Annotated in this window: 15 protein-coding genes; 3 read left to right on the top strand and 12 right to left on the bottom strand. The window is 63.0% G+C overall.

The window, feature by feature from the left end; all coding sequences use genetic code 11:
* The first annotated feature begins 50 nt into the window (after nucleotides 1-50).
* Both hpt and LQ231_RS00155 read left to right on the top strand, forming a co-directional pair.
* Nucleotides 51-593, top strand: coding sequence for a hypoxanthine phosphoribosyltransferase (gene hpt / locus LQ231_RS00160; protein WP_113142581.1), 543 nt, complete (start codon nucleotides 51-53; stop codon nucleotides 591-593).
* A gap of 152 nt (nucleotides 594-745) precedes the next feature.
* Entirely contained in the window at nucleotides 746-1,105 is a 360-nt protein-coding gene (locus tag LQ231_RS00155) for a response regulator (protein WP_113142580.1), read from the top strand.
* Between the two features lie 74 nt (nucleotides 1,106-1,179).
* Here the strand turns inward: LQ231_RS00155 and LQ231_RS00150 are convergent, their stop codons facing one another.
* From LQ231_RS00150 to argH, 4 genes are all read right to left on the bottom strand, one after another.
* The gene (locus tag LQ231_RS00150) at nucleotides 1,180-3,819 is read right to left on the bottom strand and encodes a TIGR02302 family protein (RefSeq protein WP_230169830.1); all 2,640 of its coding nucleotides are present in this window, start codon (nucleotides 3,817-3,819) and stop codon (nucleotides 1,180-1,182) included.
* Nucleotides 3,820-3,989: 170 nt separating this feature from the next.
* A complete protein-coding gene (lysA, locus tag LQ231_RS00145; RefSeq protein WP_113142578.1) occupies nucleotides 3,990-5,258 on the bottom strand; it encodes a diaminopimelate decarboxylase in 1,269 nt (422 codons plus the stop codon).
* Nucleotides 5,259-5,271: 13 nt separating this feature from the next.
* On the bottom strand, nucleotides 5,272-5,460 hold the full coding sequence (locus tag LQ231_RS00140; protein WP_230169829.1) for a lipoprotein: 189 nt from the start codon (nucleotides 5,458-5,460) through the stop codon (nucleotides 5,272-5,274).
* Between the two features lie 121 nt (nucleotides 5,461-5,581).
* Nucleotides 5,582-6,985 carry an argininosuccinate lyase gene (argH, locus tag LQ231_RS00135; protein WP_230169828.1) on the bottom strand — a complete coding sequence of 468 codons (1,404 nt, stop codon included), beginning with the start codon at nucleotides 6,983-6,985 and terminating at the stop codon, nucleotides 5,582-5,584.
* A gap of 24 nt (nucleotides 6,986-7,009) precedes the next feature.
* Between argH and LQ231_RS00130 the strand changes: the two genes are divergently transcribed.
* Nucleotides 7,010-7,681: a TlpA disulfide reductase family protein gene (locus tag LQ231_RS00130; protein WP_230169827.1), complete on the top strand. Its 672-nt coding sequence runs from the start codon at nucleotides 7,010-7,012 to the stop codon at nucleotides 7,679-7,681.
* A gap of 13 nt (nucleotides 7,682-7,694) precedes the next feature.
* Here the strand turns inward: LQ231_RS00130 and LQ231_RS00125 are convergent, their stop codons facing one another.
* The 8 genes from LQ231_RS00125 to LQ231_RS00090 form a co-directional block, all read right to left on the bottom strand.
* The gene (locus LQ231_RS00125; protein ID WP_230169826.1) at nucleotides 7,695-8,717 is read right to left on the bottom strand and encodes a sulfate/molybdate ABC transporter ATP-binding protein; all 1,023 of its coding nucleotides are present in this window, start codon (nucleotides 8,715-8,717) and stop codon (nucleotides 7,695-7,697) included.
* A complete protein-coding gene (cysW, locus tag LQ231_RS00120) occupies nucleotides 8,714-9,607 on the bottom strand; it encodes a sulfate ABC transporter permease subunit CysW (RefSeq protein ID WP_230169825.1) in 894 nt (297 codons plus the stop codon). Before cysW ends, LQ231_RS00125 begins: the two co-directional genes overlap by 4 nt.
* 4 nt (nucleotides 9,608-9,611) lie before the next feature.
* On the bottom strand, nucleotides 9,612-10,433 hold the full coding sequence (gene cysT / locus LQ231_RS00115) for a sulfate ABC transporter permease subunit CysT (RefSeq protein ID WP_230169824.1): 822 nt from the start codon (nucleotides 10,431-10,433) through the stop codon (nucleotides 9,612-9,614).
* A 75-nt stretch (nucleotides 10,434-10,508) separates the two neighbouring features.
* Nucleotides 10,509-11,504 (bottom strand): thiosulfate ABC transporter substrate-binding protein CysP, encoded by a 996-nt coding sequence (gene cysP / locus LQ231_RS00110; RefSeq protein WP_230169823.1) that lies wholly within the window; start codon nucleotides 11,502-11,504, stop codon nucleotides 10,509-10,511.
* A gap of 149 nt (nucleotides 11,505-11,653) precedes the next feature.
* A complete protein-coding gene (locus LQ231_RS00105; RefSeq protein ID WP_007607424.1) occupies nucleotides 11,654-12,535 on the bottom strand; it encodes a 3-hydroxybutyryl-CoA dehydrogenase in 882 nt (293 codons plus the stop codon).
* Between the two features lie 141 nt (nucleotides 12,536-12,676).
* Complete coding sequence (locus tag LQ231_RS00100) at nucleotides 12,677-13,606, bottom strand: electron transfer flavoprotein subunit alpha/FixB family protein (RefSeq protein ID WP_230169822.1); 930 nt, start codon at nucleotides 13,604-13,606, stop codon at nucleotides 12,677-12,679.
* 25 nt (nucleotides 13,607-13,631) lie between these two features.
* Nucleotides 13,632-14,381: an electron transfer flavoprotein subunit beta/FixA family protein gene (locus tag LQ231_RS00095; protein ID WP_230169821.1), complete on the bottom strand. Its 750-nt coding sequence runs from the start codon at nucleotides 14,379-14,381 to the stop codon at nucleotides 13,632-13,634.
* A gap of 185 nt (nucleotides 14,382-14,566) precedes the next feature.
* Nucleotides 14,567-15,364 carry a rhomboid family intramembrane serine protease gene (locus LQ231_RS00090; RefSeq protein WP_230169820.1) on the bottom strand — a complete coding sequence of 266 codons (798 nt, stop codon included), beginning with the start codon at nucleotides 15,362-15,364 and terminating at the stop codon, nucleotides 14,567-14,569.
* Between the last annotated feature and the right edge of the window lie 783 nt (nucleotides 15,365-16,147).

The raw sequence follows: 16,147 nt of genomic DNA, 5'->3' as shown, positions 1-16,147 counted from the left end.
CAGGCTGCCGGGCTGAAGGCCGAAACCGGCCGATCATCAAGGAGAAGTCCATGCCCGTCGTCCGCGGCAAGAATATCGAACCCCTGTTCACCGCCGCGCAGATCGCCGAGCGCAATCACGAGCTTGCCGCCGAGATCATGAAGGGTCCCTGTGACGATCTTCTGGTGATTTCGGTGCTCAAGGGCTCGTTCATCTTCGCCGCCGATCTCATTCGTGCGTTGCATGATGTCGGACTTGCGCCGGAAGTCGAATTCATCACCCTGTCCAGCTATGGCACAGGCACGGTGTCGCAGGGTGTCAGGATCATCAAGGACATCGACAGCGATGTGAAGGGCCGCAATGTGCTGCTCATCGACGATATTCTCGAGTCCGGCCGCACGCTGCTGTTCGCCAAGGAACTGATGTACGAGCGCGGCGCTGCACATGTCACCATTGCCGTGCTGCTCGACAAGAAAGTGAAACGGAAAGAAGTGTTTGAGGCTGATTTCGTCGGCTTCGAATGCCCCGACTATTTCGTCGTCGGCTACGGCATGGATGTCGCCTACGCCTTCCGCGAACTGCCGTTCGTCGGCGTGGTGACCGGCGACGCATAGCACGTATCGTTTCACGACATCTGGCCGTCTGTCACTGACAGCTTGTTAACTATGGCGCGGGACCGGGTGTCCCGCGTTTACCTCTCGACAAGGAAACTCTGTTGATTTGCCCTGACAGGCATGAAAACGGATCGCGGGAGTTGAATGCAATCATGGCGAGAATCTTGATCACCGAAGACGAAGATTCGCTGCGCACCTTCGTCGCCCGCGCCCTGCGTCTCGACGGCCACGAAACCAGCGAGGCCGCCGATGGTGAAGAGGGCCTTGCGCTGCTCTGCGAGGCGCCTTTCGACCTGTTGCTGTCGGATATCCGCATGCCGGTCATGGACGGCATCGAGCTTGCCCACCGGGCCTCGTCGCATTTCCCCGACCTGAAGATCCTTTTGATGACCGGCTATGCCGAACAGCGCGAGCGCGCCGACGACCTCGCCTCGAAGATCATCGACGTTGTGCCGAAGCCCTTCGCGCTGACCGATATCCGTGCTGCCGTGGCCAGCGCTCTGGCCGGCTGACTTGCCGCTGGGGCAACCGACCCGGTTCAGCCCACAGAACTGCTTCAATCTGCAATGCCCGACGTTGACGTCGTCTACTGGATTTCCAGCAGGCGCTCGAGATAACGCCGTTCCAGCTCGGGGCTGGAGTTCTGGCCGAGCTTTTCGCGGATGGCCTCGAGAATTTCGCGAGCGCGCTGCACGTCGATCTCGTCCGGCACCCTGACCCGTTCGCCGAAATCCGGGCCTGACGTTGCGCGCGGCCGGCCGAGCGGATCACGGCCGTTCTGGTTGCCCTGACCCATCTGCTGGCCTTCGCCCTGCTGGCCCTGCATGGCCTGCATCTGGCCCATCATGTCGCGTGCACCCTGGCGCAGCGCTTCCAGTGCGCGGCCCTGGCCTTCCACGGCACGGTCACCCTGGCTCTTGCCAAGTGCTTCGCCGGCGCCCTTCATTTCTCCCTGCGCCTGGCCGAAACCTTCGCCGGGATCAAGGCCGAGGCCTTTCAGCCCCTCCTGCAACTCGCCGAGCTGCTTGCCGAGGCCTTCCTGCTGCTGGCGCAGGTTCTTCAGCGCCTCGCGAAGCTGTTCGGCCGTCATCTGATCGGTGCCCTGCTGACCTTGTTCACCCTGCTCGCCTTGCCCCTGCGGATCCTGCTGCGGTTCGCCGTTTTCGCCCTCTTCGCCTTCGCCCGGGTCGCCGCGCTGCATGCGGTCGCGTAGCGCCTGGTCGAGCTTGAAGGTCTCGTCCATCAGCTGCTGTTGCTGCTGCATGATCTCGCCGAGCTTGTCGATTTGCTTGCGCGCCTCGCTGTTCTGCTGCTCGCCGCCGCGCTGCGGGCGTCCGGCCTGCATGTTGTTCATCATCCGGCTCAGTTCGTTGAGCAGCTGGCGCGCCTCGTCCTTGTTGCCAGAACGGGCGAGGTTTTCCAGCTGGTCGAGCAGGTTGTCGAGATCCTGCTGGCGCACGGTATTCTGGGCGCTCTGCTGTTCGCCGTTCTGGTTTTGCATGCGCTCGGCCATCGCGGTCATGAATTCCTGCATGGCGGCGCGAAGCTCGTCCATCAGCTTCTTGATTTCCTCGTCCGGGGCATCACGATCCAGCGCGTCCGCGAGGTTCTTCTGCGCGTCGCGCAGCCGCTTTTCTGCCAGCGACAGGTCGCCATCCTCGATGCCGAGCGCGATCTCCCAGAGATAATCCGCCGTCTCCTGCAGTGCCTCGGTGCCCTTGGCCTGCTGCATGCGGGCGCGGGCCGATTCGATCAGCAGGAAATGGGTGAGATTGGGGATGGTTTCGTCGGCGCGAAGGGTGATCGCTTCGTTCAGCGCAATGGCCCGCGGCATGGCGCGGGTGTCGAGCGAAAAGACCTGTCGCTGTTCGGCCACGGCGGCTGCCAGCTTCTCCGAGAAGTTTCGCGACGGCAGGACCATCTCCACCGGCGGACTGCGGCCGACCTGGCCCGCGCCATCGGTGGCGACCAGCGTGATCGATACCTTGGCGCCGGCCAGCGGATGCTCAGTGATATTGCGGCTCGAAACACCCTTGGTGTCGCGGGCATTGTTGCGCGGCAGGTCAAGCTTGTAGTCCGGCTGCGGATAAAGCGGCGTTGCGCCGGGCTTGGTTTCGAGCGGCACGATCTCCGCATGGGCCTTCTGCAGGCCGTAGTCGTCCTTGGCGGTGAAGGCGATTTCCAGGGCGCCGTTGATCGCGCGGCGCGGCGTGCCGTCGAAGGCGATCTCGGGTGCCTTGTCTGGTGTCACCTGAATGGTCCACTGGCGCTGGCCAACGCGCAGCTGGCCGGCGTCGGCCAGCTCCAGTTCGTGGGTGCGGGCGGCCAGCGGGGTCGCAGGTACCGGAGGCTGGTCGCCGGACGCCGGCGAACCGGAGGCTGGCGAACCGGTCGCTGTGGCAGTTGCAGCCTCTTCCTTGGCTGCCACCTCGATCACTTCGCCGTCGTCCGCCTTGCGATAATAGACCTTTTCGTCGGCCACCCCGCCGCTGATGCGCACGGTGATCTTCGAATGCTGCGGCACACTGACGCCGTTGTCGTCCTGGGTTCCGAGACCCGACAGGAAGACGGGCGCCTGGCCGGTATAGGCCGGCGGGGTGATCCAGGCATCGATGCGCATATCCGGCGTCTGGCTCTCGGCCACATGCTGACGGAAGGCATCGGCAATCGTGCCGGCGCCGTTCGAGCCGGAATAGGCAAGTGCCGTCACGAACAGCAAAGCCGGGATCGCCCGGAGGGCATAACGGTCGAAACGGGCGATGTCGGGCTGCGGCAGTCCGGTGTCGAGGGCGGCGATGCGCTCGGCCATGCGGCGCTGGTGTTCCTGCCAGAGCGCACGGGCAAACGGTGTCTCGAAGGCGGGCTCGTCGTCCTGCACCGCAACCGGCTGGTGCGGCAGGCCGTTGCGATCCTCCAGCAGCCGGTCGGCTTCCTGCGTGGTCGGCAGTTTCAGCCGCAGGAAGGGCAGGAGCGACGCGACAAGCGCGAAGATCAGGACAAAGACCAGCGGCAGGCGCAGATATTCAGGCAGTTCGCGATAGACGCCGAGCCAGGCAAGCGAAACGAAGACGGCGGCAATGCCGGCAACCGGGAGAAACAGCGGCAGGAGGCGTTCGGCAAACAGCACCAGCCGTGCCAGCAGGCGCTTGAAACCAACCCGGCGCGCAAGAGCAGGATCTGTCTTGAACGCGCCTTTCCGTTGGCCGGCCGGGCGGGATTGCGGCATCCGTCAGGTCTCCGAGTGCACAGGCCGCCGCATGACGACCTCAGGCCTCAAAGATAGCAGGCTTTGTGGCGAAGACGAGGGCGAGGCGGGAAAGCCGGTGGTTTTTCCCGCCATATCGCTGAAATGTGAACGCCGAGCCATTCGGTTCCGCTGGAAACCGAGAGGCCCGGTCAGTCGAGCCAGTCGGGAACGGAATCGAGTCCGATCAGCTCTTCATAGCTCGGGCGAGGGCGAATCACATGGAATTCGCTGCCCTTGACCAGCACTTCGGGGATCAGCCGGCGGGTGTTGTAGGTGCCGGCCTGCACTGCGCCATAGGCCCCGGCCGAGCCGACCGAGATCAAGTCGCCGGGCTTCGGCATCGACATTTCTCGGTCGAGCGCCAGATAGTCGCCGGTTTCGCAGACCGGACCGACGACGTCGGCGCGAATGCGCGGCGCGCTGGCAGCCGACAGGATCACCGGGCGGATCTCGTGATAGGCCTCGTAAAGCGTCGGGCGGATCAGGTCGTTCATCGCCGCATCGACGATGACGAATGTCTTGTTGCCGCCATCCTTCACATAGATCACCTCGGTGACCAGAATGCCGGCATTGCCGACAAGCAGGCGGCCGGGTTCGGTGACGATCTTGCAGTTGAGGCTGGCCAACTGGTCCTTGACGATCCGCGCATAGGCGTCCGGTTCGGGCGGCGGGTTGTTGTCGTCCTTATAGGGAATGCCAAGGCCGCCGCCGACATCGACATGGTCGATCGCATGGCCATCGGTGCGCAGGGTCTCGACCAGTTCGCGCAGCAGGCGGAAGGCTTCCTCGAATGGCTGCAGCTCGGTGATCTGGCTGCCGATATGCATATCGATGCCGCTGACCTGGATGCCTTCGAGGGTGGCCGCGCGGGCATAGACGGCACGGGCGCGCTCGTAGGAAATGCCGAACTTGTTTTCCTTCTTGCCGGTCGAGATCTTGGCATGGGTCTTGGCATCGACATCGGGATTGATGCGGAAGGAGACATGCGCCTTCTTGCCGGCCTTGATGGCGCGCTGGTTGAGGATTTCCAGCTCGGGTTCGCTCTCGACGTTGAAGCAGTAGATGCCAACCTCAAGCCCGAGATCCATCTCGCTCGGCGTCTTGCCGACGCCGGAAAACATGATGCGCGATGCCGGAATGCCGGCGGCGAGCGCACGGCGCAATTCGCCTTCCGAGACTACGTCAACGCCGGCGCCAAGGCGACCCAGCGTCTTCAGCACGGCCTGGTTTGAATTGGCCTTCATCGCATAGCAGACCATCGCGTCGACACCGTCGAAGGCTTTGGAAAAGACCTTGTAGTGGCGCTCGAGCGTGGCGGTCGAATAGCAGTAGAAAGGCGTGCCGACGGCGCGGGCGATCTCGGGGATGGCCACGTCCTCGGCATAGAGGACGCCGTCGCGATAGTCGAAATGGTTCACCGGAAAAAACCTGTCAAAGGAGCGGATCGAGGAGGAAAGGCGAGTCGGGCGTCGCCTGCGGCTTGGAATCGCGCTTGTTCTGCTGGTCGACAGGCGTGCTCGGCGGATCGAGGTCGCCCTTGCGGCCGCAGCCGGAAAGCGCAAGCGTTGCAGCCAGAAGCAGAGATACGGCGATCGTCGGGCGGTTAAGCGTTTTCACCATGATCCAATCCATCGAATTATGTTGTCCAAAGGCTCTAGCGAAAAACAGGGCGCTTGTGCACCCTGATTCTCGTGATGAATACCTGACGCCTGCGTGATCGGTCGCCCGACCTGGTGCTTGATCAGTTTCTGGCACGCCACCAGGCGATCTGCTTCCTGACTTCCGAAGGGGCCGTGCCGCCGAAGCTCTTGCGGCTGGCAACCGAGGCTTCGACCGTCAGCACGTTGAAGACATCGGCGGTGATTGCCGCGTGAATGCCCTGCAGGTCTTCGAGCGACAGTTCGGCCAGATCGCAGCTCTTGCTTTCGGCCAGCGCCACGGCGCGGCCTGTCACATGGTGGGCGTCGCGGAAGGGAAGGCCGGCTTCCCGCACCAGCCAGTCGGCGAGATCGGTCGCTGTGGAATAACCGGAGCCGGCTGCTGCCTTCATGCGGTCGGTCCGGATCGTCATGTCGGTCACCATGCCGGTCATGGCGGCGATCGCCAGTTCCAGGCTCTCGGCCGCGTCGAAAACCTGCTCCTTGTCTTCCTGCATGTCCTTGGAATAGGCGAGCGGCAGGCCCTTCATGATGGTGAGCAGCGCGATCAGCGAGCCGTTGATGCGGCCGGTCTTGGCGCGCACCAGTTCGGCCGCATCCGGGTTCTTCTTCTGCGGCATGATCGACGAGCCGGTCGAGAAGGCATCCGACAGCCGGATGAAGCCGAATTGCGGCGTCGACCAGATGACGATTTCCTCGGCAAGCCGCGACAGGTGCACGGCGGCGATCGAGGCGATCGAGAGGAATTCGAGCGCAAAGTCGCGATCTGAAACGGTGTCGATCGAGTTGCGGGTCGGCTCGCGGAAGCCGAGCGCCTTGGCGGTCATATGGCGGTCGATCGGATAACCGGTGCCGGCAAGGGCAGCAGCCCCGATCGGGCTTTCGTCGAGGTGTTCGATCGCATGGCGCACGCGCTGACGATCACGGCCGAACATCTCGACATAGGCCATGCAGTGATGACCGAAGGTCACCGGCTGGGCGGTCTGCAGATGGGTAAAGCCGGGCATGACGGTGTCGGCATGTTCTTCGGCGCGGTCGAGGAAGGCGGCGATCAGGCCGGTGAGGGCCTGTTCCGTCCGCTGTAGCTCTTCCTTGACCCAGAGGCGGAAGTCGAGCGCCACCTGGTCGTTGCGCGAGCGGGCGGTGTGCAGGCGGCCGGCGGCCGGGCCGATCAGGTCGGCGAGGCGCGCCTCGATGTTCATGTGGATGTCTTCGAGCTTGCGCGAGAAGACGAACTGGCCGGCCTCGATCTCTGACAGGATCGTGTTCAGGCCGTGAAGGATCTTGTCTTTATCTTCGGCCGAGATGATGCCTTGCTGCGCCAGCATGGTCGCATGCGCTATAGAGCCGCGGATGTCCTGGGCGTAAAGCTTCTTGTCGAAACCGATCGAGGCATTTATCTCCTCCATGATGGCTGCCGGGCCGGAGGCGAAGCGACCGCCCCACATCTGGTTGGAGGATTTGGTGTCCTTATTGTCCTCGGCCATGAAATGCCTATCCTGGAGAATGACATGACTGAAAAAAGACCGTCCGGCCTCTTCCCCGCCAAGCTGGTTGCGATTGCGGCGATTGCCGGCGTAATCGCCGGCGCGGCAGCGGTATACGTGAAGCAGACGGTGTCTGGCAATGGCGCGACGATAGCGGCTGCCGGCCAATGCGAGGGCTCTGTCGCCCGCGCCAGCGCCTTGACCCCCTACATGACCGGCGATGTCGCGGCCATGGTGCCGGTCGAACAGCCCAAACCGATCGAGGGCCTGACATTCGCCGATGCCTCCGGCAAGTCGATGACGACGGCCGATTTTGCCGGCAAGACGGTGCTTCTCAATCTCTGGGCCACCTGGTGCGTGCCCTGTCGCGAGGAGATGCCGGCGCTCAACAATCTGCAGAAGGCGGCCGGCGGCGAGACGTTCCAGGTCCTGGCGATCAATATCGACACGGGCGACGTGGAAAAGCCGAAGACCTTTCTCGAGGAAACCGGTGTCGATGCGCTCGGCCTTTACAGCGATGCCTCGATGGGCGTGTTCAACAGCCTGAAAAAGCAGGGCCTCGCCTTCGGTCTGCCGGCGACCCTTCTGATCGATGGCAAGGGTTGTCTGCTCGGCGCGATGAACGGCCCGGCCGCCTGGGACAGCCCGGACGCCAAGGCGCTTGTCGGGGCCGCCAGCACGGCGATCGGGATCTGATCGGTCCCTGTGCTCAGACGGCGTAGATGCGCGGGCGGCTGATTTCGATCACGCCGACATCATCCTTGCGATAGGGGAATTCGGGCGTGGTGTCGAATTCCACCGGCTGGCCGCCGAGGGTCTGGGCCAGCACGCGCCGTGAACCGGGCCGGTCGAGAACGCGCAGGATACGGGCGGCGATGCCTTGGCCGCCTTCGGCATGCCAGGTCGCGTCCGATGGGCGAAACAGGACCTCGGCCGGACCATCCTTGACCTCCGGCGCGTCATAGGCCACTGCCTCAACATCCGCCTTGCCGTCGAGGGCCGTGGCACTCAGGGTGTTGGCGTCGCCGAGAAAGCGCATGACGAAGGCATTTGCCGGGGTGCGGCAGACCTCTTCCGGCGTTCCCTGCTGGACGATCTGGCCCTTTTCCAGGATGACGACGCGGTCGGCGAGGTCGAGCGCCTCTTCCTGGTCATGGGTGACAAACAGCGTGGTGATGCCCAGCTCGTCGTGAATTTTGCGCAGCCAGCGGCGCAGGTCGCGGCGCACATTGGCATCCAGTGCGCCGAAGGGTTCATCGAGCAGCAGAACCTTGGGATCGACGGCCAGCGCCCGGGCGAGCGCCACGCGCTGGCGTTGGCCGCCGGAGATCTGGGCCGGGAAGCGATTGCCGAGACCGGTCAGCTGGACGAGCGCCAGCAGTTCCTCGACGCGAGTGTCGATGGCCGCCGTGTTGCGCTTGACCTTGGAAACCTTCATGCCAAAGGCGATGTTTTCAGCGACTGTCATATGCGGGAAGAGCGCATAGTGCTGGAAGACGAAACCGACGCCGCGGTCGCGCACCGGGATATTCGTCGCATCCTCGTCGCCGAAGAAGATCTGGCCGCCATCGGCGTGTTCGAGACCCGCCACCATGCGCAGAATAGTGGTCTTGCCGGAGCCCGAGGGGCCGAGAAGTGCGACCAGTTCGCCGCTCTCGATATCCAGCGAAACGCCATGCACGGCGCGAAAGGTGTCGAAGGTCTTGACGACGGTGTCGAGGCGGATTTTCACGATTTGACCTCCGGAAGAACAGCTGTGCCGGCAAGCGTGGCCGGGCGAGCGCGACGGCCTGCCCCCTGGCGCTCCAGCAGGACCTTGGCAAACAGGGTGACGATGGCAAGCGTTGCCAGAATGGTGGCGGCGGCAAAGGCGCCGATGGCGTTGTAGTCGTGGTAGAGCAGCTCGATATGCAGCGGCAGCGTGTTGGTCTGGCCGCGGATATTGCCCGAGACGACCGAGACGGCGCCGAATTCGCCCATGACGCGGGAATTGCACAGCACCACGCCGTAGAGCAGGGCCCATTTGATGTTCGGCAAGGTCACCGAGAAGAAGGTGCGCAGGCCGCTCGCGCCGAGCGAGGTTGCCGCTTCTTCGAGATCGCGGCCCTGGGCCTGCATCAGCGGAATGAGTTCGCGGGCGACAAACGGGGCCGTGACGAACATCGAGGCGAGGACGATGCCGGGCAGGGCGAACATGATCTTGATCTCGGCGCTGTCCAGCGCCGGGCCGAACAGGCCCTGCAGGCCGTAGACGAAAAGATAAGAGACGCCGGCAACGATCGGCGAGACCGAGAACGGGATCTCGATGAGGATGGTCAGCAGGCGCTTGCCGAAAAAGTCGTGTTTGGTGATCGCCCAGGCGGCGGCCACGCCAAAGACCGTGTTGATTGGCACGGCGATCAGCGCCGTCAGGACCGTCAGCATGATCGCGTGGCGCGTGTCCGGGTCGGCGATCGTCTTGGCAAAGAAGGGCAGACCCTTCGAAAAGGCTTCGATGCCGATCACCAGCAATGGCGCGACGATGACAAGCGCCACCAGGATGAGAATGACGGTCAGCAGGATGGCCTTGAACAGCGGCGCATCTCCGACCCGGGGCGGCCGTTGGCCGGTGACTTTGCTCATGACGTCAGCCCTTCACCGTGTAACGCAGCGCGCGCGCCTGCAGGATATTGGTGATCGCCAGCATCAGGAAGGCGGCGATCAGCATGACGGAGGCAATCGCGGCCGATGCCGGATAGTCGTATTCCTCGAGCCTGATGAAGGCGAGAAGGGCGGTGATCTCCGTCTCGTAGGGCTGGTTGCCGGCGATGAAGATGATCGCGCCGAATTCACCCAGGCTGCGGGCAAAGGCAAGCGACGTCCCGGCCAGCAATGCCGGCGCCAGCAATGGCAGCATCACCCAACGGAAGATCGACCAGTCGCTGCTGCCGAGCGTCTGTCCTGCCTCTTCGAGCGCCGGATCCAGTTCCTCCAGCACCGGCTGAACCGTGCGGACGATGAAGGGCAGGCTGGTGAAGGCCATGGCAATCATGATGCCGAACGGCGTATAGGCGACCTTGATGCCGATCTGGCCAAGCGCTGATCCAAACCAGCCATTGGCGGCAAACAGCGTGGTCAGCGCGATACCGGCAACCGCCGTCGGCAGGGCAAAGGGCAGGTCGACCAGGGCATCGATGATGCGGCGGCCGGGAAAGCGGTAGCGCACCAGGATCCAGGCAAGGCCGAGGCCGAAGAACAGGTTGAAGACGGTTGCCGCCAGGGCGCTGCCGATGGTGACGACATAACTCGCCACCGCACGCTCGGACGAGACGATGCGCCAGTAGTCAGCCGGGCCGAGGCTGGCCGCCTTGAAGATCAGGGCCGCCAGCGGCAGCAGGATGATGATCGCCGTATAGACCAGCGTGATCCCGAGGGACACTTTCAGGCCCGGCAAGACGCGCCGTTTCAAGGGCGGATCCTTTCCAGAAAACAGGGAAAACCGGCGGGGTTTCCGCCGGTTGATCGAGGTGGTGCGATGGCGGTCTTATCGGCTGCCATAGATCCTGTCGAGGATCGTGCCTTCGGCAAAATGCTCGGCAGACACCTTGCTCCAGCCGCCGAAGACGTCTTCGACCGTCACCAGGCGGATGTCGGGGAACTGGTCCTTGAATTTGGCGGCAACCGCCTCATCATGCACCCGGTGGCCGAATTCGGCGGCAATCGTCTGGCCTTCCGGCGTGTAGAGGAAGTCGAGATAGGATTTGGCAAGCTCGGCGGATCCCTTCTTCTCGGCGACCTTGTCGACGATGGCGACCGGGAATTCGGCGAGAAGGCTGACCGAGGGCACGACCTGGGTGAACTTGTCGGTGCCATACTGCTTGGCGATCGCCTTGGTCTCGGCTTCGAAGGTGATGATCACGTCGCCGATCTCGCGCTCGACAAAGGTGGTGGTGGCGGCGCGGCCACCGGTGTCGAAGACCGGAACATTGTCGAAGATCTTGGTGACGAATTCCTCGACCTTGGCCTCGTCGCCGGCGAACTTTTCCTTCGCATAGGCGGTGGCTGCCAGATAGGTATAGCGGGCATTGCCCGAGGTCTTCGGGTTGGGGAAGACCACCTTGACGTCGTCACGGGCGAGATCGTCCCAGTCCTTGATGCCCTTCGGATTGCCGGCCCGCACGAGGAAGGACGGGAAGGAATAGAAGGGCGAGGCATTGTTGGGGAATTCGCTCTTCCAGTTCTCGGAGACGAAGCCCTGCTTTACCAGGAAGTCGATGTCGGTCACCTGGTTGAAGGTCACAACGTCGGCTTCGAGCCCTTCGGCGATGGCGCGTGCCTGCTTGGAGGTGCCGCCATGCGACTGGTCGATGGTGACGCCGGGATGGCTCTTGATGAAGGCCTCGTTCTCGGCAGCAAAAACCTCGCGGGCGACGTCATAGGATGCATTGAGCAGGGTGTCGGCTGCCTGGGCCGGACCGGTTGCGGACAAAGAGGCGGCGAGCGCAGACAGCGCGGCCCCGATCAAAAACAGACGCTTCATCGTGTATTCGCTCCAAAAGCATTCACTATCGAGCCCGCAACCTACGGGCTTCGATCGCTGCTTCCGAGGCATGGCCGCCTAATCATCATGGCAGACGGCAAAAATCTTTGCGCCACAATCGTTTGCGCGCAAAATTCGACGCCTTTGCACTAACGGGTCGGAACCGGTACTTCGCCGCGATAGTCGTAGAAACCACGGCCGGACTTGCGTCCCAGCCAGCCGGCCTCGACATATTTCACCAGCAGCGGGCAGGGGCGGTATTTCGAATCCGCCAGGCCGTCATGCAGCACCTGCATGATCGAGAGACACGTATCGAGGCCAATGAAGTCGGCGAGCTGCAGCGGGCCCATCGGATGGTTGGCGCCGAGTTTCATCGCCGTGTCGATCGCCTCGACCGAGCCGACGCCTTCATAGAGCGTATAGATCGCCTCGTTGATCATCGGCAGCAGGATGCGGTTGACGATGAAGGCGGGGAAGTCTTCGGCGACCGTGATCGTCTTGTCGAGCGAGCGGACGAAGGTCTTGGCCGTCTCGAAGGTGTTTTCGCCGGTGGCGATGCCGCGCACCAGTTCGACCAGCTTCATCACCGGGACCGGGTTCATGAAGTGGATGCCCATGAAACGTTCCGGCCGGTCGGTCGCCGAAGCAAGCCGGGTGATCGACAGGGAAGAGGTATTGGTGGCGAGCAGTGCCTCGGGCTTCAGCACCGGGCAGAGCTGGGCGAAGATCTTGCGCTTGACGGTTTCGTCTTCGGTGGCGGCCTCGATGACGAGGTCGGTGGCGGCCATGTCGTTGATGTCGCTCGAGCCCGAGATCAGGGCAAGTGCGGCCTTGCGTTCGTCTTCGGTCAGCTTGCCGTTGGCGACCTGGCGGGCGAGATTGCCGTGGATGGTGGCAAGGCCGGCCTCGATGCGCTCCTTGGCGAGATCGTAGATTTGGACCTTGTAGCCGGCGATGGCCGAAACCTGGGCGATGCCGCAGCCCATCTGGCCTGCACCCACCACGCCTACATTGGTGATCGTCGTCGTCATCCCGCTCTCCTACCCATCGACTTTGTTATTCATCGCGAAAATACCGGACAAAAATGCCGAGCCCGCTTTCGCGAGCCCGGCAATTGATAGACCCATGCCGGGTGTTTTTCCAGCCCTTTCGCGGGTGCGAAGGGCACCGGATCACAGCGCCTTTTCAAGCTCCGGTAGGGCTTCGAAGAGATCGGCGACGAGGCCGTAGTCGGCAACCTGGAAGATCGGCGCTTCCTCGTCCTTGTTGATCGCAACGATGACCTTCGAGTCCTTCATGCCGGCGAGATGCTGGATGGCGCCCGAGATGCCGCAGGCGATGTAGAGCTGCGGGGCGACGACCTTGCCGGTCTGGCCGACCTGCCAGTCGTTCGGCGCGTAGCCGGCATCGACGGCGGCGCGCGAGGCACCGACGGCAGCACCGAGCTTGTCGGCGACCGGCAGGATGACCTGCTGGAACTTTTCCGACGAACCGAGGGCACGGCCACCCGAGATGATGATCTTGGCCGAGGTCAGTTCCGGACGGTCCGAAGACGACAATGCGTCCGAGACATGGGTCGAGAGGCCTGGATTGGCCGTGGCTGCGATCGTCTCGACGGCGGCCGAACCGCCTTCGGCTGCGGCGGCAAACGAGGCGGTGCGCACCGTGATGACTTTCTTCGCGTCGCTCGACTGCACGGTCTGGATGGCGTTGCCGGCGTAGATCGGACGCTTGAAGGTGTCGGCGGATACCACTTCGATGATTTCCGAGACCTGCATCACGTCGAGCAGGGCAGCGACGCGCGGCAGAACGTTCTTGCCGATCGATGTCGCGGGCGCGATGATCGTGTCATAGCTGCCGGCGAGCGAAACGATCAGGGCCGCCAGCGGCTCTGCGAGGTTGTTGGCAAGGCTTGCGTCGTCGGCAAGCAGGACCTTGGTGACGCCCGAGAGCTTTGCGGCGGCGTCGGCGGCTGCCTTGGCGCCGGCGCCTGCGACCAGCACATGCACGTCGGAGCCGATCTTGGCGGCGGCCGTCAGTGTCTTGGCGGTCTGGTCGGACAGCGTTGCATTGTCATGTTCTGCCAGAAGAAGAATGGCCATTTTCGTAATCTCCTATGCGTTCCGCTTACAGCACGCCGGCTTCGTTCTTGAGCTTGTCGACCAGTTCGGCGACGCTCTTGACCTTGACGCCGGCCTTGCGGCCCGACGGTTCCTCGGTCTTCAGCACCTTCAGGCGGGCCGTCGTGTCGACGCCGAAATCGGCAGGCGTCTTCTTGTCGAGCGGCTTCTTCTTTGCCTTCATGATGTTCGGCAGCGAGGCGTAACGCGGCTCGTTCAAACGCAGGTCGGTGGTGACGATCGCCGGCAAATTGACATCGATGGTCTGCAAGCCGCCATCGACTTCGCGGGTGACGGTTGCCTTGTCGGCGCCGAGATCGAGCTTCGAGGCAAAGGTCGCCTGGCTCCAGCCGAGCAGGGCTGCGAGCATCTGGCCGGTCTGGTTCGAATCGTCGTCGATGGCCTGCTTGCCGGTGATCACCAGGCCAGGCTGTTCGGCTTCGACGACACCTTTGAGGATCTTGGCGACGGCGAGCGGCTCGACGGCATCGTCGGTCTCGACGAGGATGGCGCGGTCGGCACCCATGGCCAGCGCCGTGCGCAGCGTTTCTTCCGCCTTGGCGGGGCCGATCGAGACGACAACCACTTCCTCAGCCTTGCCGGCTTCCTTCAGGCGCAGTGCTTCCTCGACGGAGATTTCGTCGAAGGGATTCATCGACATCTTGACGTTGGCCAGCTCGACGCCGGTGCCATCCGGCTTCACCCGGATCTTCACGTTGTAGTCAACAACCCGCTTTACGGTCACTAGGATTTTCATGGGTTCCTTCCTTCACTGCTTTCCGCCGGAAAATGCGCTTGAAAGCGGTCCGCCGTTTGTCGATTGGCGACATCGATACGCATTTTTTGTCCAAACACAACGCCTGACGCCGAATGCAGGGGCGTTTGATGACAGCAATAATTGACGTTGACGTTCACGTCAATAAGCGGGGCGGCGCGGACAGCTTATCGTCCCCAATGGGTGACCCGGGGCGTGGTCCGGCTTGTCGGCTGCGCTGCCGCCGGAACGACGACTTCGGCGACAGGGGTTTCACGGTGCTCGACGGCGCGCGGCGTGACGATGGTGCGGTCAAACAGCGGCACGCCCGGACGGCGCAGCACAAGCACCAGCAGGGCGCCGGCGATGATGCCGCCGACATGCGCGCCGAAGGAGACATTGCTGTCAGCGTTGAACAGCAGCAGGGCAAATTGCTGGCCGATCCACAGCGCCAGCGGGATGAAAGCGGGCAATGGCAGCGGGAAACGCATCAGCACCAGAACCCAGACGCGCACCTTGGGATGCAGCATCAGATAGGCTGCCACCACGCCGGACACGGCACCCGATGCGCCGATCAATGGCGCCTGCGAGGTGGGCGCCAGCAGTCCATGCACCAGCGCGCCGGCTGCGGCGCAAACGAGATAGAAGAACAGGAAGCGCCAATGCCCGAGCGCGTCCTCGACATTGTCGCCGAACACCCAGAGGAACAGCATGTTCGAGCCGAAATGCAGCCAGCTGGCATGCAGGAAGGCGTAGGTCACATAGGTCGTGTCCTCCGGCACCAGCACCAGCGACGGATCGAGATCGGCAAAATCGAAGACGACCGCGGCAATGAAGCCGAGGCCATAGATGCACATTTCCAAGAGCTTTTCCGGCATCAGCAGCGTCAGCACATGGATCACCACATTGGCCGCGATCAGCCCCAGCGTCACATATTGTCGTTTGATGTGCTTGAGCGCGTTGCGGTCATGCAGTGGAATAAACATCGTGCCTCGTCGCGCCTGGCTTTTCGGTTGCTGCCAGCCTAGCCGAAGCGTGGTGCAAACGACAGAGGCCTCCTGTGTGGGGTGCCACAAACCGGCAGCAACCGATCACCCTGCTCCGGCCTTGCGGTTCCACGCTATTCGTCAAGGCGAGGACCTCGTCCATGACATGGCTCCTGTCTTGCGATCCAGACGCACCGGTTCACGCAACACCGATAGTGGCTCGTTCTCCGTCGCCGCATCGCGAGGAGGAAAGGCCCGAACGGACGGGGCCTGCCGTATCGCCTGCGAATGAAGAGAACTTGCGCATGGATCCTCGGGTCAAGCCCGAGGATGACGGAGGGGAGGTGTCGGTGTTGGTGACTTCAGTCGTCGCCTTGAATATTCGCGTTCTTGGGTCATCCTCGTCCTCGGGTTAATCCCGAAGACTGCCCCGCGCTCTGTCATCCTCCTCGTCCTCGGGTTTAACCCGAGGATGACCCGAGGATCCAGACACAAGGGGTTGCAGCAGAACGCTGCCCATCTCCTTCAAACCGCCCTAAAATCCACTTCCGCGGGGATGACTTTTTCAAATCTCCCAACGTTTTCAACAAAACGCACCCCATTTCATCCCCCTCGTTTTTCCATGTGCCATACTCCCCTCCGTTCCGCTTTCGGATACACCGGGGATTGCGAGCCCGGCGAAGCGGAACCGGCGCCGGAGGGCGCGGCTGTCGCTGGCCAGATCCTCCGGGCCGGATGCAACGGTCTCCCTCCGGTGGCGGGACGGTGGATGGCGAACACCTC

This window comes from Rhizobium sp. CECT 9324 (assembly GCF_918741265.1).
Taxonomy (GTDB): Bacteria; Pseudomonadota; Alphaproteobacteria; order Rhizobiales; family Rhizobiaceae; genus Allorhizobium.
The sequence above is the reverse complement of the archived record's forward strand: the minus strand, read 5'-3'. Positions and strand labels throughout refer to the sequence as shown.

Coding starts and splice junctions, on each gene's coding strand:
- hpt (WP_113142581.1), top strand. CDS start 51: ATGCCCGTCGTCCGCGGCAAGAATATCGAACCCCTGTTCACCGCCGCG.
- LQ231_RS00155 (WP_113142580.1), top strand. CDS start 746: ATGGCGAGAATCTTGATCACCGAAGACGAAGATTCGCTGCGCACCTTC.
- LQ231_RS00150 (WP_230169830.1), bottom strand. CDS start 3,819: ATGCCGCAATCCCGCCCGGCCGGCCAACGGAAAGGCGCGTTCAAGACA.
- LQ231_RS00140 (WP_230169829.1), bottom strand. CDS start 5,460: ATGGTGAAAACGCTTAACCGCCCGACGATCGCCGTATCTCTGCTTCTG.
- argH (WP_230169828.1), bottom strand. CDS start 6,985: ATGGCCGAGGACAATAAGGACACCAAATCCTCCAACCAGATGTGGGGC.
- LQ231_RS00130 (WP_230169827.1), top strand. CDS start 7,010: ATGACTGAAAAAAGACCGTCCGGCCTCTTCCCCGCCAAGCTGGTTGCG.
- cysW (WP_230169825.1), bottom strand. CDS start 9,607: ATGAGCAAAGTCACCGGCCAACGGCCGCCCCGGGTCGGAGATGCGCCG.
- cysP (WP_230169823.1), bottom strand. CDS start 11,504: ATGAAGCGTCTGTTTTTGATCGGGGCCGCGCTGTCTGCGCTCGCCGCC.
- LQ231_RS00105 (WP_007607424.1), bottom strand. CDS start 12,535: ATGACGACGACGATCACCAATGTAGGCGTGGTGGGTGCAGGCCAGATG.
- LQ231_RS00100 (WP_230169822.1), bottom strand. CDS start 13,606: ATGGCCATTCTTCTTCTGGCAGAACATGACAATGCAACGCTGTCCGAC.
- LQ231_RS00095 (WP_230169821.1), bottom strand. CDS start 14,381: ATGAAAATCCTAGTGACCGTAAAGCGGGTTGTTGACTACAACGTGAAG.
- LQ231_RS00090 (WP_230169820.1), bottom strand. CDS start 15,364: ATGTTTATTCCACTGCATGACCGCAACGCGCTCAAGCACATCAAACGA.